16 protein-coding genes and 1 pseudogene are annotated in these 21928 nt (G+C 66.6%); 12 read left to right on the forward strand and 5 right to left on the reverse strand.

Annotated features, from left to right (window positions below):
* Together E4L96_RS16115 and E4L96_RS16120 are read right to left on the reverse strand one after the other, a co-directional pair.
* Positions 1-472, reverse strand: a 472-nt coding sequence (locus E4L96_RS16115) for an FxDxF family PEP-CTERM protein (protein ID WP_135208238.1), incomplete at its 3' end; no start/stop codon positions are given.
* A gap of 23 nt (positions 473-495) precedes the next feature.
* On the reverse strand, positions 496-1260 hold the full coding sequence (locus tag E4L96_RS16120) for a PEP-CTERM sorting domain-containing protein (protein WP_135208239.1): 765 nt from the start codon (positions 1258-1260) through the stop codon (positions 496-498).
* 157 nt (positions 1261-1417) lie between these two features.
* Here E4L96_RS16120 and E4L96_RS16125 point away from each other — a divergent pair, with 157 nt between their 5' ends.
* The 12 genes and pseudogenes from E4L96_RS16125 to E4L96_RS16175 all read left to right on the forward strand — a co-directional run bounded on the left by E4L96_RS16125 (position 1418) and on the right by E4L96_RS16175 (position 19795).
* Positions 1418-2701, forward strand: a complete 1284-nt coding sequence (locus E4L96_RS16125) for a serine hydrolase domain-containing protein (protein WP_135208240.1) — start codon at positions 1418-1420, stop codon at positions 2699-2701.
* Positions 2702-2762: 61 nt separating this feature from the next.
* Positions 2763-3764 carry a LacI family DNA-binding transcriptional regulator gene (locus E4L96_RS16130; protein WP_167758714.1) on the forward strand — a complete coding sequence of 334 codons (1002 nt, stop codon included), beginning with the start codon at positions 2763-2765 and terminating at the stop codon, positions 3762-3764.
* A 202-nt stretch (positions 3765-3966) separates the two neighbouring features.
* Positions 3967-4896: a ribokinase gene (gene rbsK, locus E4L96_RS16135; protein ID WP_135208241.1), complete on the forward strand. Its 930-nt coding sequence runs from the start codon at positions 3967-3969 to the stop codon at positions 4894-4896.
* A gap of 99 nt (positions 4897-4995) precedes the next feature.
* On the forward strand, positions 4996-7158 hold the full coding sequence (locus E4L96_RS16140; RefSeq protein ID WP_135208242.1) for a TonB-dependent receptor: 2163 nt from the start codon (positions 4996-4998) through the stop codon (positions 7156-7158).
* A gap of 60 nt (positions 7159-7218) precedes the next feature.
* Positions 7219-8049, forward strand: a pseudogene (locus E4L96_RS24420) (HpcH/HpaI aldolase/citrate lyase family protein); the annotation flags it as partial.
* A 165-nt stretch (positions 8050-8214) separates the two neighbouring features.
* Positions 8215-9399 (forward strand): CaiB/BaiF CoA transferase family protein, encoded by a 1185-nt coding sequence (locus E4L96_RS24005; protein WP_229414551.1) that lies wholly within the window; start codon positions 8215-8217, stop codon positions 9397-9399.
* Between the two features lie 20 nt (positions 9400-9419).
* On the forward strand, positions 9420-11795 hold the full coding sequence (locus tag E4L96_RS16150; protein ID WP_135208243.1) for a sodium:solute symporter: 2376 nt from the start codon (positions 9420-9422) through the stop codon (positions 11793-11795).
* A gap of 2 nt (positions 11796-11797) precedes the next feature.
* Complete coding sequence (locus tag E4L96_RS16155; protein WP_135208244.1) at positions 11798-13954, forward strand: formylglycine-generating enzyme family protein; 2157 nt, start codon at positions 11798-11800, stop codon at positions 13952-13954.
* A 1-nt stretch (position 13955) separates the two neighbouring features.
* Positions 13956-15791 (forward strand): glycoside hydrolase family 127 protein, encoded by a 1836-nt coding sequence (locus E4L96_RS16160; protein WP_135208245.1) that lies wholly within the window; start codon positions 13956-13958, stop codon positions 15789-15791.
* A gap of 45 nt (positions 15792-15836) precedes the next feature.
* Positions 15837-16403: an isochorismatase family protein gene (locus E4L96_RS16165; RefSeq protein WP_229414548.1), complete on the forward strand. Its 567-nt coding sequence runs from the start codon at positions 15837-15839 to the stop codon at positions 16401-16403.
* A gap of 105 nt (positions 16404-16508) precedes the next feature.
* Positions 16509-17960, forward strand: coding sequence for a M28 family metallopeptidase (locus tag E4L96_RS16170; RefSeq protein ID WP_135208247.1), 1452 nt, complete (start codon positions 16509-16511; stop codon positions 17958-17960).
* Between the two features lie 194 nt (positions 17961-18154).
* A complete protein-coding gene (locus E4L96_RS16175) occupies positions 18155-19795 on the forward strand; it encodes an ATP-binding domain-containing protein (RefSeq protein ID WP_135208248.1) in 1641 nt (546 codons plus the stop codon).
* Between the two features lies 1 nt (position 19796).
* Here E4L96_RS16175 and E4L96_RS16180 read toward each other — a convergent pair whose 3' ends face one another.
* From E4L96_RS16180 to E4L96_RS16190, 3 genes are all read right to left on the reverse strand, one after another.
* On the reverse strand, positions 19797-20165 hold the full coding sequence (locus E4L96_RS16180; RefSeq protein ID WP_135208249.1) for a VOC family protein: 369 nt from the start codon (positions 20163-20165) through the stop codon (positions 19797-19799).
* Between the two features lie 24 nt (positions 20166-20189).
* Positions 20190-21296: a mechanosensitive ion channel family protein gene (locus E4L96_RS16185; protein WP_229414550.1), complete on the reverse strand. Its 1107-nt coding sequence runs from the start codon at positions 21294-21296 to the stop codon at positions 20190-20192.
* An 84-nt stretch (positions 21297-21380) separates the two neighbouring features.
* Positions 21381-21599 carry a hypothetical protein gene (locus E4L96_RS16190; RefSeq protein WP_135208250.1) on the reverse strand — a complete coding sequence of 73 codons (219 nt, stop codon included), beginning with the start codon at positions 21597-21599 and terminating at the stop codon, positions 21381-21383.
* Between the last annotated feature and the right edge of the window lie 329 nt (positions 21600-21928).

Raw genomic sequence — 21928 nt, forward strand, 5'->3', positions numbered from 1 at the left:
GGCGCCAGGCGCCCAGCACCGCGCCGCCCGCCAGCAGCAGCGCCCACCCCGCCGGCTCCGGCACGGCGTGGACCACGGCCTCCATCGACAGGTGGTAGCTGGCAGTCCCGCTGTCGTCGGCGGTTCCGCTCACGTGGATGGCAAAGTCGCCGTCCACCATCATCACGCCCATGCCGGTGGCAGATGGCTCGGTGAGCTGGTAGCCGTCTCCCGTATGCAGCGCGAGCTGCAGGCCGCCGAGGCCCGCGCTGCCATCGAGCAGCGCGGCCAGCATCGCGCTCCCAGGCGACGGCTGGTCGGTCCAATGGAAGCGGTAGATGTCCTCGAACGCCCCGCCGGCGTGCGGCACGGTCCACTGCATGGCGGCCGGCGCCTGGCCAAGCGAGTTGAGGTCGATTGTGGTGGTGGCCGCGTGCGCGGCCGGCAGGCTCGCGGCCAGCAGGGCCGCCGCCAGCAGGGGCTTGATGGGCATGATCGTTCCAATCCAAGAAGACATCAGCGGCACGCGCGCCGCGCACGCCTCACGACGGGCGCCACGATGCCCACGCCGGCCAGCAGCATCGCCCACTGGCCGGGCTCGGGCACCGGAAAGGGCGCGAAGCTCACGGCGGCCTGGCCCTGCATGCTGAAGTAGATATCGACCGCCTGGTCCGAGGTGTTCTCCGCCGTGAGCGTGAACGGCTGGTCCGCAGTGCCGCTGGCCGGATCGTCGAAGGCCATGGTCCAGCTGTACACATGGTCGGGCGAAGCGAGCTCCAGCCACAGGCGGTTCTCGGTGGCGCCGCCGGCGGCATCCCACGCAGCCACCGCGTTTCCGCTGATCGTGACCGCCGCATGCGGGGCGACCGTGACCAGGGCGGTGGAGGCGATGTTGGAGTAGGCGCGCTGCCATGGTCCGGTCGGATCGCCCAGGCTCACGCTCATGGCGGCGTCACCAAAGATCGCATCCAGCGTGGTGCTGCTGCTGGCACCCGCATCGGCCAGCTCCGTGTGGAGGACGAAGATGTCCGGCGGGGCGCGGCGCTGCTCGCTGAGCACGTCCGGGGTGCCCGCTGCGGCGGACAGCGTGCTGCTGGCGAAACCCTGCATGTCGTGCGCCGTCAGCGGCCGGGGCGCCCCGTCGGCCAGCGCATGCACGTCGATGTGAAAATCCTGTACCTGCAAACGGGATGTCTGCGCCTGTGCGCCCGCGCTGCCTGCCGCCAGCGCCACGCCTGCCAGCAAGGCCGCCCATCCTTGGCGGTGTCCGAACCATGCCATGATCCTCTCCCCGATGATGTTGAACGAACCCGGCCATTGTGAGCAGAAGGCGGCCCGGCAGGCGCGCGCTTGTCATGACACCTTGCGCTGGGCGTCAACACCAAACCGGTGCCACAGTTCGGTACAATCGTTTGCGCCAACGATTCTGAGCCCCCCGATGACCCGACCGATCCGCTCCGCGCTCGCCACCATGCTGCTTGCCACCGCCCTCACGTCCGCCGAGGCGGCCGCGCCCCTGCCGTCCGCCGCACCGGCGGCCGAAGGCTTCGCGCCGGACCGGCTCCAGCGCCTGCACACCTACCTGGACGGCGTGACCCAGCGCGGCGACTACCTCGGCGCCGTCGCGCTGGTGGCCCGCCACGGCCGCATCGTCGACTGGCAGGCCTACGGCTGGCGCGACCTGGCGCATACACAGAAGATGCCCAAGGACGCCATCTTCCGCATCTACTCGATGACCAAGACCGTGACAGCGGTCGCGGTCCTGACCCTGATGGAAGAGGGCAAGCTGACCATCGACGACCCGGTCGAGAAGTACCTGCCTGAATTCGCCCACATGGGGGTCTGGACCGGCGGGACTGCCGCGCAGCCGCAGACCCGGCCCGCCGAAAGCGCGATCACCATCCGCCAACTGCTCTCGCACACCGCCGGTTTCGCCACTTACTTCAAGTCCGACGCCGAGATCACCAGGCTGTTCGACAGCGCCCAGCTAGGCCAGTCGCCCGACCTGAAGGAGTATGCGGCGCGGGTGGCCCGCCTGCCGCTCGGCCATGACCCCGGCGCCCAGTTCCACTACGATGGCGTGCCGGTGCAGGTGGCCAGCCGCATCGTGGAGGTGGTGTCCGGCATGCCGTACGACCGCTATCTGCAGACCCATGTCTTCGGTCCCTTGAACATGCAGGACACCGGCTTCGAGGTCCCGGAGTCCAAGCGCGCTCGCATCGCCGACATGACCACCACCGACGCGGACGGGAAACTCACCGCCCCTGCGGCGGGCGTGGTCCCCGCGCCCGGCCAGCGCATGAACCCCTACTTCAGCGGCGCGGGCGGCCTGTACTCCACCGCCGCCGACTACGCGCGCTTCGCCCAGATGCTGCTCAACGGCGGCAGCCTGGATGGCGCCACGGTCCTGGGCCGCAAGTCGGTGGAGCTGATGATGCTGAACCACCTGTCGCACCTGAACCCGCCGGTGCATGAGTTCACGCCATCCGAAGGCTTTGGCCTGGGCGGCTCGGTCCTGCTCGATGTGGCGCGCAAGGGACGCCTCGGCTCCGTCGGCGCCTTCGGCTGGTCCGGCGCGGGCGGCACCTACTACACCATCGACCCCAGGGAACAGCTGGTCGCCATCCTCATGACCCAGCACCTGCCGCAAGGCCTTCCGCACGATCCGCCCAAGCTCCCCAACAAGTTTTATAACCTGGTCTACCAAGGATTGACCAAATAATCAATCCTGCAATTTTTGTAAAGCCTGCTGCATAATTCGCTTAACAACTACAGGGGATGCAATGGCAACAATGAAGCAGGTCGCGGAGAAGGCGGGCGTGTCCACGTCCACCGTATCCCATGTCATCAACAACACCCGGGTGGTCAGCGATGATGTGCGCGAACGCGTGCTCGCCGTGATCGCCGAGATGCGCTACATCCCCAGCGCCGTCGCGCGCAGCCTCAAGAACGACAAGACCCACACCATCGGGATGATGATCCCGAATAACTCGAACCCCTACTTCGCGGAGTTGATCCAGGGGATCGAGGACGCCGCCTTCAAGCTGGGCTACAACATCATCCTCTGCAACGCCTACGACGACGCCAAGAAGCAGGCCGCCTACCTGCGGGTGCTGATGGAAAAGCGCATCGATGGCCTGATCCTGGTGGCCAGCGGCGACGACGAGGAGCTGTCCGGCATCCTGCGCGACATGCCGATGCCGAAAGTGGTGGTGGACCGCGAAGTGAAGGGCGTGGATGCGGACTTCATCGAAGCCGACCACGAGACCGGCGGCTACCTGGCGACCAAATACCTGATCGGGCTGGGGCACCGTTCCATCGCCTGCGTGTCCGGCCCCATGCACCTGCCGCCCTCGCGCGACCGGGTGGTCGGCTACCGCCGCGCGCTGCAGGAGGCGGGGATCGGCTTCAATAGCCATTTCCTGGTGCATTCGGACTTCACCAGCGAGGGCGGGTTCTCGGCCTTCAAGCACCTGCTGTCGCTGTCGGACCGGCCCAGCGCCATCTTCGCCGGCAACGACCTGATGGCCTTCGGGGGCATGTGCGCGGCCAACGAGGCAGGGGTGCGGGTGCCGGACCAGCTGTCGGTGGTCGGTTACGACGACATCGCGCTGGCCTCGTTCAGCACCCCACGTCTCACCACGCTGGCCCAGCCCAAGTACGACATGGGCCAGGCCATCGCCAAGACCCTTGTCGAGCGCATCAACGGCGGTCACCAGCCGCCGCGCCGCAAGATGTTCCGGCCGGAGCTGGTGGAGCGGCAGTCGAGCATGCCGCTGCGCTGAGCCAGTCTTTACCGATTTGCTGCATGGCGAAAACGCCACACTCGGGTGCGCTCGCGTGCCCCGTGCACCGCTCTGGCACGGCGCGTGCACCGGTTTCGGGCAAATCCGCGCCCGGCCTGTTGACTTTCCTCCCCAACGGGTGTCCAATGCCCGAAAACGATTGCGCAAACGTTTGCGTGACGCATTGGAGTGAATTTTCAGAATGAGTGCCCCCATCACCGTCGTCGGCAGTATCAACATCGACCTCGTGTTCTGCACGCCGCGCATGCCCGCCGTCGGGGAAACCATCACCGGCAACGGCTTCCATCAGGTGCAGGGCGGGAAGGGCGCCAACCAGGCGGTCGCCGCCGCGCGCCTGGGCGGTGAAGTGCGCTTCGTCGGCGCCGTCGGGCGCGACGATTTCGGCACCTCGGCGCTCGTTTCGATGCGCGCCGAAGGGATCGACACCGGCGCCGTCGCCACCGTGGACCGCCCGTCCGGCGTGGCCGGTATTTTCGTCGCCGAGGGTGGCGCCAACAGCATCGTGATCGCGCCGGGCGCCAACGACGCCGTCAGTCCTGAGCATGTGGAGTGTGCCGCGCCGGTGATCACCAGCGCCTCCTACCTGGTCTGCCAGCTCGAAACGCCGCTGGCCAGCGTGACCCGCGCCGTGGCCCTGGCCCATGCCGCCGGGGTGCGCGTGGTGCTCAACGCCGCCCCAGCCCAGCCTTTGGACGACGCGCTGCTGGCGCAGATCGACTACCTGATCGTCAACGAGACCGAAGCGGCGCAGATGTCCGGCATCGCCGTGACGGACGCGCCGTCCGCGCTGGCCGCGGCCCAGGCCCTGCGCGCGCGCGGTGCCGGCACCGTGCTGGTGACCATGGGCGCCGCGGGCGTGCAGGTGTGCGGCGCCAGCGTGCAGCAGTTCCTGCCCGCGTTCCAGGTGAAGGTGGTCGACACCACGGCCGCCGGGGATACCTTCGTCGGCGCCTTCACGGTGGCCCTGGCCACCGGCTACGCGCTGGCCGAAGCGGCCGATTTCGCGCAGGCGGCAGCGGCCATCGCCGTGACCCGGATGGGCGCCCAGACCTCCATCCCGGCGCGCGACGAAGTCCTGGATGTGCTGAACCAGCGGGGGAAAGCCGCATGACACCACCCCGCAACTGACCGTATCTCGATTTTCCCTTTGTCCCTGAGAGCTGTACCCGAATAGCTGTACCCCACCGATCCACTACCTGAGATAACAACGATGAAGACAGAGACACTCCAACTCACTCCGATCGCAGCTGCCGTGGGGGCACTGCTCGTTGCCGCCAGCGCCACCGCGTTTGCCCAGACCACCGATGCCGCAGCGGCGACCGCCACCACGCCGGACCAGAACTCCCAGTCCGTGATCGTGACCGGCACCCGCACCCCGAAGGCGATCGACAAGATCCCTGGCGCGGTCAGCGTGATCACCTCCGCCGAAATCGGCAAGTCGCTCGCAATCTCGGAAGACGCCACCGCCGTGCTGGCGCGCATCCTGCCGGGCTACTCCGAGTCGACCCAGGCGCTGTCCAACACCGGCGAGACGCTGCGCGGCCGCATTCCGCTGCGCCTCTTCGACGGCATTCCGCAAACCTCGCCGCTGCGCGAGACCAACCGCTCCGGCGCCTTCACCGACCTCGGTGTGGTCGGCCGCATCGAAGTGATCGAAGGCCCGTCGGCGTCCGAAGGTATCGGCGCCTCGGGCGGCATCATCAACTACATCTCCAAGTCGCCCACCAAGATGGGCAACGAGATCAGCATCAACTCCAAGGTCCAGACGCAGTTCCACTCCGATTCCGGCGGCTACAAGCTGGGCATCGAGTTCCTGCACCGCGATGACAACTGGGACCTGGTGTTCGCGACCTCCGACGTGGACCGCGGCATCGGCTACGACGCCAACGGCCGCCGCGTGGGCATGAATGCCTCCGGCTCGCTGATGGACACCGATGGCCACAACACCTTCCTCAAGCTGGCCAACCGCCTGACCCAGAGCCAGCGCCTGGAACTGGTCGCGAGCCGCTTCAAGCTGGCGGGCAAGGGCCGCTACGTGTACCAGGAAGGCAGCCGCAAGGATGGCATCACCGACACCGCGGTGCCGGGCAAGCCGTTCGAAGGCCAGGCCGAGTTCAACGACTTCCGCCAGTACGGGCTGACGTACACCAACGACGAAGTGGCCGGCGGCACCTTCACCGCGACCGCGTACCGCGCCAGCCAGGCGATGCGCTTTGTGGCCGAGAAGGGCGGCGCCGACAAGCAGGATCCGCTGATCGCACCGCTGGGCACCCTGACCGACCAGTCGGAAGTGAACTCGCAGAAGCACGGCCTGCGCACCGGCTGGAACCGCTCTGACCTGTTCAACGTGAGCGGCCTGGAACTGCGCGCCGGCGTGGACGTGGTGCAGGACCAGACCGAGCAGAAGCTGGCTCTGACCAACCGCACCTGGGTGCCGCCGATGATCTACAAATCGACCGCGCCGTATGCCCAGCTGTCCTACGACATGGGCCCGGTGACGGTGTCCGGCGGCTACCGCCGCGAGGATGGCGAGCTGAGTGTCGACAGCTACACCACCACCTATTACAACAAGCGCGTCTTCGTGGAAGGCGGCACGCTGGACTACAAAGCCAACCTGCCGAACATCGGCGCGGTGTGGAAGTTCGCACCGGGCTTCTCGACCTACGTGTCGTACTCGAAGGGCTTCACGCTGCCGAACGTGGGCATCCCGCTGCGTAACGTGAACAAGCCGGGGCAGTCGGTCGCGGGCATCCTGGACCTGCAGGCCGTCATCGCGGACAACAAGGAAGTCGGCGTGAACTGGAAGGGCAGCCAGGGCAGCTTTGGCGTGTCGTACTACCGTTCGTACTCCGACTTCGGTGTGTCGCTGCGCATCGATCCGGTCACCAACGACTTCGTGATGCGCCGCTTCCCGGTGCTGATCAAAGGCTTCGAAGCGAACGGCGAATACATCCTGAACCGCGACTGGCGCTTCACCGGCCTGTATTCGCGCATCCGCGGCACGACCACGGCGACCGAAGGTGGCCCGATGAACATCGCAATGGGTTACGCCAACTTCAACCCGGACAAGGTGGGCGGTACCGCCACCTGGTCGTACTCCGACAAGGGCAGCGCTACCCTGGGCTTCACCACGTTGATGAACCGTGAGCTCAATGTCGGCAACACCGCCGGCTTCTACGAGAAGACCACCGGCTACACCCTGTTTGACTTGAACAGCTCGTACCAGACCTCCAAGTACGGCACGTTCTCGGTCGGTATCGAGAACCTCTTCAACAAGTTCTACATCCTGACCGGATCGCAGATGCCGGGCTTCCAGAACTACACGGCGGGCCGCGGCCGCACGCTGTCGGTGAGCCACCGCATCACCTTCTGATTGGCGTAGGGCGGGCGTGCCGTTGCGACGGCACGCCTTTTTTTTCACTATAGTCATCCCATGCGCAGCAAACTCTTCGTCCCCGGCTCCCGTCCCGAACTGTTCGCCAAGGCCCTGCAAGGGGCGGCGGACGCCATCTCCATCGACCTGGAAGACGCGGTGGCGGAAGACCGCAAGGACGAGGCCCGCGCCAACGTGGCCGCGTTCCTCGCATCCGACGCGGTGCGCGCGAGCGCAAAGCTGATCATCGTGCGGGTCAACGCCATCGGCTCGCCTCACTTCGAGGCGGATGTCGCGGCGGTGGCGCGGCCGGGGCTTGGCATGCTCAATCTCCCCAAGGCGGAGTCGGCGGAGGACGTGCGGGTGTGTGCCGCAGCCATGGCTGCGGCGGAGGCCCGCAATGGTGTCAGTGCGCCGATCCGCATCCTGGCGAATATCGAGACTCCGCTTGGGCTGCGACTCGCCCCCGAGATTGGCGCGGCCGATGCGCGCGTCGCGGGCTTGCAGCTGGGGTTCGCGGATTTGTTTGCCGCCAACGGGATCGCGCGGCGCGATGTGGCCAATGTGCACGCGGCCATGTTCGCGCTGAAGATGGCGGCGGCCGAGGCGGGGGTATTTGCCTACGACTCGGCCTTCCCGGATATCAAAGACCCCGAGGGCTACCGCGCGGAGGCCGAGATGGCCAGGCGCCTGGGCTTCTGGGGCAAGAGCTGTATCCATCCCTCGCAGGTGGCGCTGGCCAACAGCGTGTTTGGCGCCAGCGACGAGGAATTGGCGTTCGCGCGGCGCGTGCTGGCTGCGGCCGAGGAAGCCGCGGCAGCCGGCGTCGGCGCCTTCACGGTTGACGGCAAGATGATCGATGCGCCGTTCATCGCGCGGGCGCGGGCCGTGGTGACCAGTGCGCCAGCGGCCGATGACGTGCCCGCAGTGGCGGCTTCCGCAAATGCCCCGGCGCTGGCGACAGTTCCGGTGCCAGCAGTCTCCGAGACGCGGCCGTCCAGTCCCGGGGCGGGCGGCGCTTCGCCGGGCAGCGCCGCCGCGGCATGCGGCAATGCAGTGGCGGCGCAGGCACGGCGCCCGCTGGACGGCATTCGCGTGCTGGACCTGTCGGCCTACATCGCGGGCCCCTACGGCTGCACGCTGCTGGCCGACATGGGTGCGGACGTCATCAAGGTCGAGCCGCCCGCCGGCGACAACCTGCGCAAGTACCCGTCCACGCTGCCGAACGAGAGCCGCGCTTTCCTCGGCGTGAACCGGTCCAAGCGCGGCATCGCGCTGGACTTGAAGCAGAAGGACGGGCTCGAGATCCTCCTCAAGCTGGTGGATACCGCGGACGTCCTGGTCCACAACTTCCGCCCCGGCGTGCCGGAACGCCTGGGCATCGGCTACGAGCAGCTGAAGGCGCGCCGCCCGCAGCTGGTCTACTGCGCCGTCACCGGCTACGGCGACACTGGCCCGATGAAGGACAACGCAGGCTACGACCAGGTGCTGCAGACCTTCACTGGCATCTGCACCCTGCAAGGCCCGGCCGGCGGCCCGCCGGAAATCGTGTACGGCTCCGTGGTCGACTACTACGCCGCGGCGATGGTGGCCTCCGGCGTGTCGGCCGCACTGTTCGAGCGCACCCGCAGCGGCAGCGGCCAGTATGTGGGCGTGTCCCTGCTGCGCAGCGCACTCGCGATGCAGTCCGCGCGCCTGATCTATGCGCAGGACGAACCGCTCGACATCGGCCGCGACATGCGCTCCGGCGGCATCACCGGTATCCATCCGTGCAAGGAAGGTCACCTCTACCTCTCCGCCAACACGCCGCACTTCTGGCAGACCCTGTGCGAGCGCACCGGTTTGTCTCAGGTGGCGGATGATGAGCGCTACGACAGCGTCAAGAAGCGCGCCGTCCACGCGGACGTGCTGGTGCCGCTGCTGCGCCAGGCGCTGTCCGCGCGCACCGCGCTCGAATGGGAGCAGGTGTTCGGCACCGATGTGCCTTGCGCCGCCGCGCGCTCGGTGGAAGAAATGTTCGCCCATCCACAGGTGCTGGCCGAGCAGATGGTCGCCACCATGCCGCACCCGGTGGTCGGCTCCTACCAGGGTTTCACGGAGGCGGTCCGCTTCGGCGATGCCCCGGTCCCCGCGCCGTTCGCGGCCCCCGCCTTTGGCCAGCATTCGTCTGAGGTTTTGAAAGCCCACGGCTATTCGGACGGCGAAATCGAGCGCTTGCGTTCACTCGGCGTCCTCTTGTAAATCAGTTTCGGAAGAGCTTCATGATCATTCGCTTGCGCAGCCTCCTTGCAGTACTTTTCCTGATGCTGCCGCTGATCGGCGTGCAGGCGGAGAATCTGGCCACGGTGTTATCGACGGCCGCCGCGCCCCTCCCGCAGAAGGATGCGAAGCTGCTCACTGTGGACGGCCGCGTGCTGGCTGTGAGCCCGCAGGCCGGCGGCGCCGCGCTGCTCAGCGAAGACCGCAAGAGCTGGACCGACGCCCAGTGGCGCCCGGACATGTCCATCGCCACCAGCGCCACGCGCGAACATGACACCGTGATCGTCGGCGGCACGCCCGGCACCGGCGCAGCGCAAACCGTGGAGCTGGTCCGCATGAACGGCAGCCACCCAGCCACGACCCCGTTGCCCGCATTGCCGGACGCGCTGCGCTCCGCGCGCGCCGCCATCCTCGCGGACAAGCTGTATGTGACGGGCCTGGGCCAGGGCGACGACGTGCAGATCTACGTGCTGGCGCTGGCCGACAGCGCCAAGGCGCGCTGGGAGCCGTTCCCACACCCGGCCCGCCTGGCCCCAGCCATCACTTCGATGGCCGCGCAGAATTCGGCCCTGCTCATCACCCTCAAGGATCCGAACGGCGGCGGCGACCACCTGCTGCGCTGGCGCGCCAAGGATGGCTGGACCGACCTGCCGCAGCTGGCCGGCACGGTCGCCGACGGCGCGGTCAAGGCCACCGGCCAGGCCCACGTGTTGTACCTGCTGAAGACCGCCAGCGCCACGCCGCAGTTGTGGACCTATCACACCATCACTGGCTCCTGGGCCAAACAGGCGGCGAGCGTGCAGGGCGACGTCGCCAGCGGCACCGGTGTGACCAATGGCCTCGTGTGGGCCGACAGCAGCGGCGCCACCGGAAGCCTGCAGATCCAGTCGGGCAAGCGCCTGCTCAAGGCATTCGACTGGTTCGTGATCGTTGCCTACCTGGTCGGCATGCTGGGCATCGGCTGGTACTTCTACGCGCGCGAAAAGCGTAATAACACGGCCGACTTCTTCGTTGGCGGCCGCAAGATTCCGTTCTGGGCGGCGGGCATCTCGCTGTACGCGGCCAATACGTCGTCGATCAGCTACATCGCGATTCCGGCCAAGGCCTTCGAGACCAACTGGCAGTACATGACCAACAACCTGATCGCGGCCGTGGCCCTGGTGTTCGTGGCGATCGCGATCGTGCCGCTGCTGAGGCGCCTGAACCTGATGTCGGTGTTCCAGTACCTGGAGATTCGCTTCCACCCATCGATTCGCATGCTGGCCAGCCTGATTTGCATCCTGGTGCAGATCGGTAGCCGCATGAGCGTGATCCTGCTGCTGCCGTCCCTCGCCATCGCCACCATCACAGGTATCGACGTGACGTGGTCGATCCTCATGATGGGCGGCTTCACGATCGTCTACACGGCCATGGGCGGCATGAAGGCGGTGGTGTGGACCGACTTCGTGCAGCTGATCGTCAAGATGGGCGGGGTGCTGTTTGCGATCGGCTTCATCGTGTATGGCCTGAATGGCGGCGTCTCGGAGTTCGTCAGCGTGGCCGCGGCTGAGCACAAGACCAAGCTGTTCGACTTCAGCTGGGACCTCACCCAGCCGACCGTGTGGGGCTTCATCTTCCTGGTCATCTTCGACGTGATCCTCACCTTCCCGAAAGACCAGGTGCTGATGCAGCGCGCCCTGTCGACCAAGTCGGCGGCCGAATCCACGCGTTCGATCCTGACCTTCTCGGCGATCTCGATCCCGGCGGGCTTCCTTTTTTACGCGGTGGGTACGGCGCTGTATGCCTTCTACAAATCGCATCCGGAGCGCATGGACCCCACGCTCAACGTGGACGCCACCTTCCCGCTGTTCATCGCGGGTGAGCTGCCGACCGGCGTCACGGGCCTGATCATCGCGGGCATCCTGGCGGCGGCGATGGCGACCCTGTCCGGCATCATGAACTCGGTGGCCACGCTGGCCTCCGTGGACTTCTATGAAAAGCTGGCCCCGAACCGCACACCGAAGCAGAGCGTGGTGTTTGCGGAAGCCGCCACCGTGGCCACGGGCCTGATCGGCATCGGCGCCGCGATCTGGCTCTCGCGCATCAACGCGCATTCGCTGTTCGATGTCTCGATCGAGCTGGCGGGCCTGCTCGGTGGCGGCTTCGCCGGCGCCTACACGCTCGGCATGTTCACGCGGCGCGCCAACTGGCAGGGCGTCGTCTGCGGCATCATCGGCAGCACAGGGCTGACCACCGTTGCGTGGGCCATGAAGCTGGTGCACCCGTACTTCTACCTTCCGATCTCGATCATGCTGTGCATCTGCATCGGCTATGTCGCGAGCTATCTGTTCCCCGCGCCGAAGCAATCGCTGGCCGGACTCACCATCTACAAAGACTGACCATGAGCACCCCGAGCACCCCGAAGAAGAAAGAGCCGAAGTACTACGACACGCCGCTGCCGCACACCATCCCGGCGCACCTGCCGCTGCCCGGCAAGGCACCGGACTGGCCCTACATTAACATCGGCAAGTGGAAGATCGAGGTCAATAACTATGCGGATTCGTGGCGCGAGCAGATGACCATCTGGGCATTCGAGCACAAGCTGCGCATGGGCTACAGCGACGCGCAGTACCGCCGCGCGGACACCGCCTGGGCGCAGAAGAACTTCGTGCACACGCAGATGATGGTGGAGGACCGCTACTTCTTCGACCCGGTCAAGGGCGAGTACACGGTGGACCGCTATCTCGATGATTTGATCGCGCGCTTCGGCGGGATCGACTCGGTGCTGATCTGGTACGTGTACCCGAACATCGGCATCGACAACCGCAACCAGACGCAGCTCGCATCGGATATGCCGGGCGGCCTGGAAGGCCTGAAGAAAGCTGTGGCGGATTTCCACCGCCGCGGCGTCAAGGTTTTCCTTCCGACTATGCCGTGGGATAACGGCACCCAGAACCAGAATCAGCAGGACTGGGACGCGGTGACCGACCTCGCCGTGGCCGTGAATGCGGACGGCGTGAACGGCGACACCTACAACGGCGTGCCGCGCGCCTTCCTGGAAGCGGCCGACAAGGCCAAGCACCCGCTGGTGTATCAGCCGGAAGGATCGCTGACCGCGGATGAATTGCTGCAGTGGAACCTGCAGACCTGGGGCAAGGCCTCCACCGAAATCATCCCGGCGGTGAGCAAGGTGAAGTGGCTGGAATCGCGCCACATGGTCAACATCGAGAACCGCTGGTGCCGCGACCGTACGGACGACTTCCACTACATCTTCTTCAACGGCGTGGGCTACACGGCGTGGGAAAACGTGTGGGGCATCTGGAACGGCTTCACGGACCGCGACGGCGAGGCCTTGAAGCGCATCGCGACGATTTACCGCACCTTCCCGGAGACCGTGGTCAGCCCGCAGTGGGAGCCGTATTCGATGGCCCTGCAGCAGAACGTGTTCGCCTCCAAATTCCCGGCCAACGGCGTCACGCTGTGGACGGTCGTGAACCGCAACGAATACGAGGTCAGCGGCGAGATGCTGAAGGTGGTGCACGCGGAAGGCCGCCAGTACTACGATGCGTGGAACGGCGTGCCGGTGCAGCCGCTGATCGAGGGTGATTGCGCGATCATCTCGCTGAACCTGGAAAAGCGTGGCTTTGGCGCGGTGCTGGGCATCGATGCCGGTGCACAGACCCCGCAACTGGAAGGCTTCCTGGCCAAGATGAAGCAGTTCGCCGCCAAGCCGCTGCGCAGCTTCTCGGGCGAGTGGAAACCGCTGCCGCAGCAGATCGTAGACACCGCACCGACCAAGCCTGCCAAGACCGCGCCGGACGGCATGGTCGCGATCCCGGCCGGGTCCTTCAATTTTGAAGTGACCGGCATCGAGGTGGAAGGCTACACCTGGGCGAGCATGGACTTCCAGTACCCGTGGGAGCCGATCGCCCGCCGCCACCACCGCCACCGCATGGAGATGAAGCCTTACTTCATCGACAAATATCCGGTGACGAATGGGCAGTTCAAGCAGTTCCTGGATGCGACTCAGTACGCACCGGCGGATGCGCATAACTTCCTGCGCGACTGGGTCGATGGCGCACCGCGTGCGGGCTGGGAAAACAAGCCGGTGACCTGGGTCTCGATCGAAGACGCGCGTGCCTACGCCGCCTGGGCGGGCAAGCGCCTGCCGCACGAGTGGGAATGGCAGTATGCCGCGCAGGGCGGCGATGAACGCATCTACCCGTGGGGCGACCAGTGGGATGCCACGCGCGTGCCGGTGCAGAACAAGGGCCGCGAACTCACGCCGCCGGACGACGTGGACGCGCACCCCGATGGCGCCAGCCCGTTCGGTGTGATGGACCTGGTGGGCAACGTGTGGCAGTGGACCGACGAGTACACCGACGAGCACACGCGCGCGGCCTGCCTGCGCGGCGGCAGCTCGTACATCCCGCAAACGTCGCACTGGTACTTCCCACAGGCGCACCGCCTGGACCAGCATGGCAAATACCTGCTCATGGCACCGTGCAAGGACCGTTCGGGCATGCTGGGCTTCCGCTGCGTCGTGGACGCGGAGTGATATGACCGAAACGACTTTCCCCGCGCCGGCGCAGGTCCGTCTCTACGGCCTGCTCGGCGATGCGCTCGCGGCCAACCTCAAAGGCCGACTGACGCACTTCATCACCGATGAACACAGCCCCTCCATCGAGCTCTTTGGGCATGACCACAAATGCTGTAACCACGAAGGCGACTGGTACGGCGAGCATGCGGGCAAGTGGCTGACCGCCGCCGCGCGCGCGGCCAACCGCAGCCGCGACCCTGAGCTCACGCGCAACCTGCTGCGCGTGGCGGACTTCCTCGTGGCGCAGCAGGAGCCGGACGGCTACCTGGGCACCTACGCACCGGAGCGCCGCTTCACCATCCCGCAGGACCCGCCGCAGCGGACCTGGGATGGCGCGCCCTCCAAGCGCACCTGGGACATCTGGACGCACAGCTACCTGATTCTCGGGATGCTGGAGGTGTACAAATTTTTCCCCGAGCCGCGTTACCTGGAGTGCGCGAAGAGGATCGCCGACCTGTGCCTGCACGCGTTGACCAAGGGCGGTATCGACATCACCCACCTCGGCAACCACCACGGCATGTCCGCCACCTGCCTGCTCGACCCGGCGGCGGACCTGTACCTGGCGACGCGCGACCCCAAATACCTGCAACTCGCGGAGCTGGTGCTGGCGCAGGCCAATGCCCGCAAGGAGCTGGAACTGCTGCCGCGCGCCCTGTCCGGCGTGGACGCGAGCGAGATCGCAACCGGCAAGGCCTATCAGCTGTGCTGGAACATGGTCGGCCTGGCGAAGCTGCATCGCGCCACCGGCAAGCCCGAATATCTCACCGCGGTGCAGAACGTGTGGAAGAGCATTCACGCCTACCACCTGTCGCTGGGCGGCGGGCCGTGGGGCGGCATTGCGCACCGTTCGCGCGAAGTCTTCAACTGGCATGGCTGGTTCGACCCACGCGGTTACATCGAAACCTGCTCTACCTTCTCGTGGCTGCAGCTGAATCGCGAACTGCTCGCCATCACCGGCGAGGCGCAATACGCGGAGGAGATCGAGCGCGCGGCCTACAATGATCTGCTGGGCGCCCAGGCGCCGGACGGCGAGAACTGGTGCTACTACATCTACCCCAACGGGAAGCGGTTGTACACGACCTACTGGCGCTGCTGCAAATCGAGCGGCTCGATGGCGCTGGAAGAGCTGACCAGCGTGGCCTACGCCGTGCGCGGGACCGAGGTGCAGGTTAACCTGTACGGGCCGAGCGAGGCGGCCCTCGACACGCCCGCGGGCCAGGTGCAGCTGACCCAGTCCACCGAGTACCCGTTCGATGGCACGGTGCGCATCGTGGTCGACGGCGACGCGCGCCTCTACACGCTGGCGCTGCGCATTCCGTCGTGGGCGCGGAACGTGAAGGCGGCCGTCAACGACACCCTGGCGCCGGTGAGCGTGGACGCTGACGGCTACCTGCGCATCGCGCGCGAGTGGATGGCCAACGACGTCGTGGTGCTGGAGCTGCCGCTGGAGCCGGTGCTGCACCGGCGCGTCAACCAGAACACGCAGGAGTCGCTGGCGCCCGATGGTTCGCCGGTGGCGCAGCAGGTGATGCGCTACGAGTACGTGGCCATCACGCGCGGGCCGCTCGTGTACGCGACTGAGCTGATCGACGGCTTCAAGACCGACGAGACGATCCGCCTGCCGGAGGCTGTGGCGCTGAGCGTAGGCCCGTCGCCGGATGGCTATGCGGGGCCTGCGATCACGCTGGACCTGGGCTATCGCGCGCCGCTCACCTACACCCCGTACTTCGAAGCGGGCGGGCGCCGCGACGGGACCTGGCGCTTGACCTGGCTGCAGCTGGCGCCACCGCTTTGAGCGATCTGCTCTAATCATGAGGAGCTTTCGTGATTGGAGCAGACCATGCACATCGACCCCAAGACCACGGCCGTGGTCCACATCGACCTGCAGCGCAGTAACGTGGCGCGCCAGCTGGCGCCGCATTCAGCGCAGCAGGTGCTCGACAACTGCGGCAAGCTGGCGGATGCCTTCCGCCACCATGGCGCCACCATCTTCCACGTGCACGTGCTGGTGCACGAGATCGTGCCGCGCGAGGCCGACAAGTCCCTGCGCGCGCCCGACGCGCCGCCGCCACCGCCTGATGCATCGGAGCTCGTCGAGCAGACGGGCCCGAAGCACAGCGACATCGTGATCACCAAGCGCCAGTGGGGCGCGTTCTATGGCACGGACCTGGAGCTGCATCTGCGGCGGCGGAATATCAAGACGCTCTTGATGACGGGGATCGCGACCAACTTTGGCGTGGAGTCCACCGCGCGCATCGCCTACGACCAGGGCTACTCCCTGCTGTTTGCGGAGGACGCGATGACCAGCTTTTCGGCCGAGGTGCATGACTTTGCGGTGCGCCAGATCTTCCCGTTCATGGGACATGTACGGTCGACGCAAGAGATCCTGGCAGCGCTGGGTTCCTAGCCCGCGACGTATGCATACGATTTGCTGCGCCGCGCGTTGACCCCGGCGCGGCACGCGTGCGATAGTGGCCTCTTTAGCATTCCTTAAGGTCACGAAAGCCACCGCATGCGTTCTCTCGCCGCTTCCATCTCGCTCGCCTTCCTTGCCACCGCGGGCATTTGTACTTCTGTCTCCGCCCAGTCCAACGATCCTGTCGCCGCCGCGATCAGCGCGCAGTCGCTGAAAGGGCACCTGTCGTTCCTCGCGTCCGACCTGCTGGAAGGGCGTGGCACGCCGTCGCGCGGGCTGGATCTGGCGGCCGAATACATCGCCGCGCAGTTCCGCCGCGCGGGGCTGGAACCGGCCGGTGACGATGGCTACTTCCAGACCTCCACCTGGGACTACGCGCAGCGCGACATGTCGCAGTTCGTGTTCTCGGTGCAGGCGGGCGGGCAGACCATCGTGGTGCCGGCCAAGGCGGTCGACCTGCGCCTGCGCGATGCGCTCGATGTGAAGTCGGCGCCGGTGGTGTCGATGGCGTGGGATGCGGCGATGGCCGATGCCTCGCGCGCCGATGGCCAGATCCTGGTGCTGCCGATGCCGAAGGATCCGCGCGTTGCGTACGGGGACCTGCAGAAGAAGTTCAAGGGCAAGCCTGCGGCGCTGGTCCTGCTCGACCCGAGCAAGAAGCAGGGCGGGGACGTCAACAGCTGGCTGGTCATGGAGGGCGACGCGGCGCGGCGCACGGATGCCGGTCCGCGCGTGGTGATGGTGTACGACCCGGCCGCGATCCAGGCGCTGGGCAGCGCGGGCGCGGTGGCGACGCTGCATGTGCCGGGTCCCACGATCAGCAAGGTCAAGCTGCGCAATGTGGTGGGCGTGCTGCGCGGGTCGGATCCTGCGTTGAAGAATACCTATGTGATGCTGACGTCGCACTACGACCACCTGGGCATCCGCAATGGCGAAATCTATAACGGTGCCAATGACGATGGCAGCGGCACGGTGTCCGTGATCGAGATCGCGTCCGCGCTGGCAGCGCAGAAGGAGCGGCCCAAGCGTTCGATGGTGTTCATGACCTTCTTTGGCGAGGAACTGGGGCTGGTGGGCTCGCGCTACTACGGCAAGCACCCGGTGTTCCCGTTCAAGGACACGGTGGCGGACCTGAACCTGGAGCAGGTCGGGCGCACCGATGACAGCGAAGGCGCCAATGTGAACGGCGCGAACGTGACGGGCTTCGACTTCTCGACCGTGACCGACGCACTGGCGCGCGCGGGGCAGCAGTATGGGGTGCGGGTGTGGAAGCACGAGAAGAACAGCGACCTGTATTTCGCGCACTCGGACAATCAATCGCTGGCGGATGTCGGCGTGCCGGCGCACACCCTGTCGGTGGCCTACGCCTTCCCCGACTATCACGGGAAAGACGACCACTGGGACAAGATCGACTACGACAACATGGCCAAGGTCGACCGCATGGTTGCCACCGCCCTGCGTAACATCGCCAACGACCCGGTGGCCCCGACGTGGAAGAACGTCCCCAACGCCGCCAAGTACCTCGAGGCGTCCAAGAACCTCAAGTAATTCTTCCCATCGCCAATTCCGGTAGCGCCACCCGCTACCGGGGTCAGGCCTGTTTTTGATTTTCCGCAAACACTGACAGCACCTTTTGTCCCCTCCAGGAACTTGGTGCCAGACCCCGGTAGCGGGAAGCGCTACGAAAGTGGAGTAGTGGAACTGTCGATTATCATGAGGGCCTGTCCACTGCGATCGACGACATGGCCCTCATCATTCCCCCTGGCTGGCGCGAAGTCGCCGTCACCGGCGCTGCCCAGCGCGAAATCGACACGCTGGCCGTCCTGGCCGAGGCGCTGCCGGATGACTATGCCGTCTACCACGGGGTGCACTGGACCCGCGTCCAGCAGGGCGTGTCGGTGTTCGGGGACATCGATTTCATCATCGTCGCGCCCGACGGACGGATCCTGATCATCGAGCAGAAGTCCGGTTTCCTGGCCGAGTCGGCGCAGGGGCTGGTCAAGCAGGTGCAGGGGAAGGCCCGCAATGTGGCGACCGAACTGACCGAAGCAGTTCAGACGCTGATCCTGCGCTTCGCGAAGGGCGGCGGCACGCTGGCCGTGGAGTATCTGCTGTACTGCCCCGACTATCACCTGAAGGACCCGGCCAGCGCCGGCCTGGACCCGGCCCGCATCGTGGATGCGTCGCGGCGCCAGCAGTTCGCGGCCATCGTGCGCGAGATCCTGCCGCTCGGACTGCCCGACGCGAAGCAGCACGAGGCGGTCGAACGCTTCCTGCGCAATATCCTGGAGCTGATCCCGGATGCCTCCGCGATGATCGGCAGCGCAGGCGAGATGGTCACCCGCTTGTCCGGTGGCCTGGCTACCTGGGCGCGGCAGCTCGAATTCAGCCCGTTCCGCCTGCGCGTGGTCGGCACCGCCGGCAGCGGCAAGACGCAGCTGGCGCTGGCCGAGGTCCACGCCGCCATCGAGCGCGGCGAACGGCCACTGTACGTCTGCTACAACCGGCCACTGGCTGATCACGTGCGCCAGCTGGTGCCGCCCGCCGGCCGCGTCACGACCTTCCATACGCTGTGCGACAGCCTGATGCGCGAGAACGGCAAGGTGCCCGACTACTCCGATCCCGGCATCTGGCAGCGCATCGAGCACGCCCTGCAATTCGACCCGCTGCCGCCCGACTGGCAGTTCGACGTGCTGGTGGTCGACGAGGGCCAGGACTTCTCGGACGCCTGGCGTGACGCGGTGCTGCGCCTGCTGAAGCCCGACGGCCGGGCCATCTGGCTGGAAGACCCACTGCAGAACCTGTACGGCCGGGCGCCAGCGGGCCTGGAGGGCTGGGTCACGCTGCACGCGGACGCCAACTACCGCAGCCCGCGCCAGGTGGTCGAGCTGCTGCGCGGACTGGCCGCGGCCAGCGGCACCATCACGGCCATCGATGCGGCCAGCCCGTTCCTGGGCGCGGACATCGAGATCTTCAGCTACCCGGACGGCGACACCGCGCAGATGCTGGAGCAGACCAAGCACGCCATCACCCGCTGCCTGCAGGCAGGCTTCACGCGGCCGGACATCGCGCTGATTTCCTATCACGGGCGGGAGCGTTCGGCCTTGCTGGGGCTGGACCGCATCGGGCCGCACACGCTGAAATCGTTCACCGGCCAGTACGACTGGTTCGGCAGCCCCCTCATGCGCGAGGGGGAGCTGCTGGTGGAGTCGGTCTATCGCTTCAAGGGCCAGTCGGCACCAGCGGTGATCTTCACCGAGATCGACTTTGACGCGCTGGACGAGCGGGTGTTCCGCAAGCTGTTCGTCGGGCTCACGCGGGCCAAGCTGAAGCTGGTGCTGGTGGTGTCGGAGAGCGCGCGGCGGAGCCTGGCCGCGGACTGACTCAGCGGCGCTGCTGGAAGACCAGGGTGTTGCCGTCCGGGTCGTCCACGTAGAGTTCGCGCGTGCCCCAGGTCTGGTCGAGCGGCGCCTGGTGGACGGGCGACCCGGGCCGCGCCGGGGTCAGGCCGCGTGAGCGGAACTGCGCATACAGGCTGTCCACATCGTCGCACAGCACGATGGCGCAGCCATGCCCGGGCTGGCGGTGCTCACCCGGCGTGCGGTTCAGGTGGAGTTCATCCGTGCTGCGCACGAGGACGGCGTAGAACGGTGCCTCCTCCGGCATGGCCTCGGCCAGGTGGAAGTCCAGCACGCCGGTGTAGAACGCGATCGCTTCGGTCACATCGCGCACGAACATCAAGGGGATCAGCATGGCGCAACTCTAGCACTGATGGCGCTACGCGGCGTCGCGGCGCAGCACGCGCTCCGCCTCGTCGCGCGAGACCAGTTCCATCGGGCTGACCGGATCGACCCGCACGGCCTGCACCGGCACCGCCAGCTTGATGCCGCGCTCCTGGAAGGCGCCGTGAATCTCGAGGAAAATCTCCTGCTGCATGTCCATATGCATGTTGAAGTCCGGATCATTGAAGTAGTAGACGATCTCGAAATCCAGCGAGGACGGCCCGAAGCGGAAGAAGTGGGCGCGGTCGAAGCCGGCCCGCGGCTGGCGCGCGCGGATGATGTCGCCGATCAGGCGCGGCACCTCGGCCAGCAGGTCCTTGGGCGTGTTCTGCACCACGCCGATCACGAACGCGACCCGGCGCGACTGCAGGCGCTGGATGTTGTGGATGCGGCTGTTCAACAGCTTGTTGTTGGAGAAGACGATTTGCTCGCCATCGAGGGCGCGCACGCGGGTGGTCTTCAGGCCGACATATTCCACCGTGCCCATGGCCTGGCCCTCCACGTTGATGAAGTCGCCGATCACGAAGGGCTTGTCGATCACGATGGAGAGCGAGGCGAACAGGTCGCCGAGGATGTTCTGCACGGCCAGCGCCACGGCCACGCCGCCGATGCCGAGCGAGGCCACCAGGGTGGTGATGTTGAAGCCGAGGTTATCCAGGATCATCAGGACGATGACGACCCACAGCAGGATGCGCAGGATGAAGCCGAGGGCGGCGGTGGAGGTGGTGCGGGCCGGGTCGCGCGTGTTGCTGGCCCGGTAGTTCCTGACCCAGCGGCGCACGGCGCGGTCGCCCCAGATGGCGCACTGGACCAGCAGGGCGGCGATCGCGGCGCGGGTGAAGAACTGCTCCCAGCGCGGACTCAGCTCCAGCACGGTGGTGCCGACGTAGATGCCGAGCACCACCATCAGCAGCACGCGCGTGGCCTTGATGCCGGACACGAGCATGTCGTCGAGCTGGGTTTCGGTGCGGGCGGCGATGGCGCCCAAGTGGCGCATCAGGACGCTGCGCACCAGATACAGGGCCAGGGTGACGACGGTGGCGATGGCGGCGGCGAGGAGCCACTCTTCCGCCGTATTGTTGAGTAGCTGGAACTGGAACACGGTCTCTCCTCAGGGCGCGAAAATTCTAGCACCGGGGTGGGTGCGGCCCGGTTCGCATACCGCGAGGAAAGGCGGTGCTGATGCTTAGCGGTAGGAGTGCTGCGGGCGCGGACCGCTGCGGGCGATGGCGAAGGCCGAGACCAGGGTGCCGAAGCCCAGCAGCGAGGCGAACAGGGCGGCGATGGGGGCCAGGTTGGCGAGCAGGACGGACAGGACGGTGATGCCGAGCGCCACGAAGGCAGTGGCGATCGCGAGCGTGGCGCGCACGGTGGTGGTGGCGGCGACGGCGAGCAGGGTATTCATGATGCGGGTTCCTTGGTGCGCCCTTTTGGGCGCGTGAGACTGGCAGGGATCGGGGCGGTCCGGCTGCGGCGCAAGCTTCTTGCGCTAAGGAAATCCTACGCCTGATTGAGGCGCCGCTTGAATGACGCAGATCAAAAAGAGGGCGGGTCGCACTGATGGGGGCAAGCCAAACCGTCGGATGAGCGGACGCCGCGAGGAACAGGGCAGCGCGGCAGCGGGGCAGCGGGGCAGGGGGGGCGCTGGGGCCGCGGCAGCACCGCAGCGTGGCCGCAACTTGCACGGTCCGATTGGGCGCGGCCGGATCGGATGCGGCGGACGCTGGCCACGCC

Source organism: Zemynaea arenosa (assembly GCF_004614185.1).
GTDB classification, from domain to species: domain Bacteria; phylum Pseudomonadota; class Gammaproteobacteria; order Burkholderiales; family Burkholderiaceae_D; genus Telluria; species Telluria arenosa.

Excerpts from the sequence above, each read along its gene's own strand:
- E4L96_RS16120 (WP_135208239.1), bottom strand. The coding sequence starts at position 1,260 with ATGGCATGGTTCGGACACCGCCAAGGATGGGCGGCCTTGCTGGCAGGC.
- E4L96_RS16125 (WP_135208240.1), top strand. The coding sequence starts at position 1,418 with ATGACCCGACCGATCCGCTCCGCGCTCGCCACCATGCTGCTTGCCACC.
- E4L96_RS16130 (WP_167758714.1), top strand. The coding sequence starts at position 2,763 with ATGGCAACAATGAAGCAGGTCGCGGAGAAGGCGGGCGTGTCCACGTCC.
- rbsK (WP_135208241.1), top strand. The coding sequence starts at position 3,967 with ATGAGTGCCCCCATCACCGTCGTCGGCAGTATCAACATCGACCTCGTG.
- E4L96_RS16140 (WP_135208242.1), top strand. The coding sequence starts at position 4,996 with ATGAAGACAGAGACACTCCAACTCACTCCGATCGCAGCTGCCGTGGGG.
- E4L96_RS16150 (WP_135208243.1), top strand. The coding sequence starts at position 9,420 with ATGATCATTCGCTTGCGCAGCCTCCTTGCAGTACTTTTCCTGATGCTG.
- E4L96_RS16155 (WP_135208244.1), top strand. The coding sequence starts at position 11,798 with ATGAGCACCCCGAGCACCCCGAAGAAGAAAGAGCCGAAGTACTACGAC.
- E4L96_RS16160 (WP_135208245.1), top strand. The coding sequence starts at position 13,956 with ATGACCGAAACGACTTTCCCCGCGCCGGCGCAGGTCCGTCTCTACGGC.
- E4L96_RS16165 (WP_229414548.1), top strand. The coding sequence starts at position 15,837 with ATGCACATCGACCCCAAGACCACGGCCGTGGTCCACATCGACCTGCAG.
- E4L96_RS16170 (WP_135208247.1), top strand. The coding sequence starts at position 16,509 with ATGCGTTCTCTCGCCGCTTCCATCTCGCTCGCCTTCCTTGCCACCGCG.
- E4L96_RS16175 (WP_135208248.1), top strand. The coding sequence starts at position 18,155 with ATGGCCCTCATCATTCCCCCTGGCTGGCGCGAAGTCGCCGTCACCGGC.
- E4L96_RS16180 (WP_135208249.1), bottom strand. The coding sequence starts at position 20,165 with ATGCTGATCCCCTTGATGTTCGTGCGCGATGTGACCGAAGCGATCGCG.
- E4L96_RS16190 (WP_135208250.1), bottom strand. The coding sequence starts at position 21,599 with ATGAATACCCTGCTCGCCGTCGCCGCCACCACCACCGTGCGCGCCACG.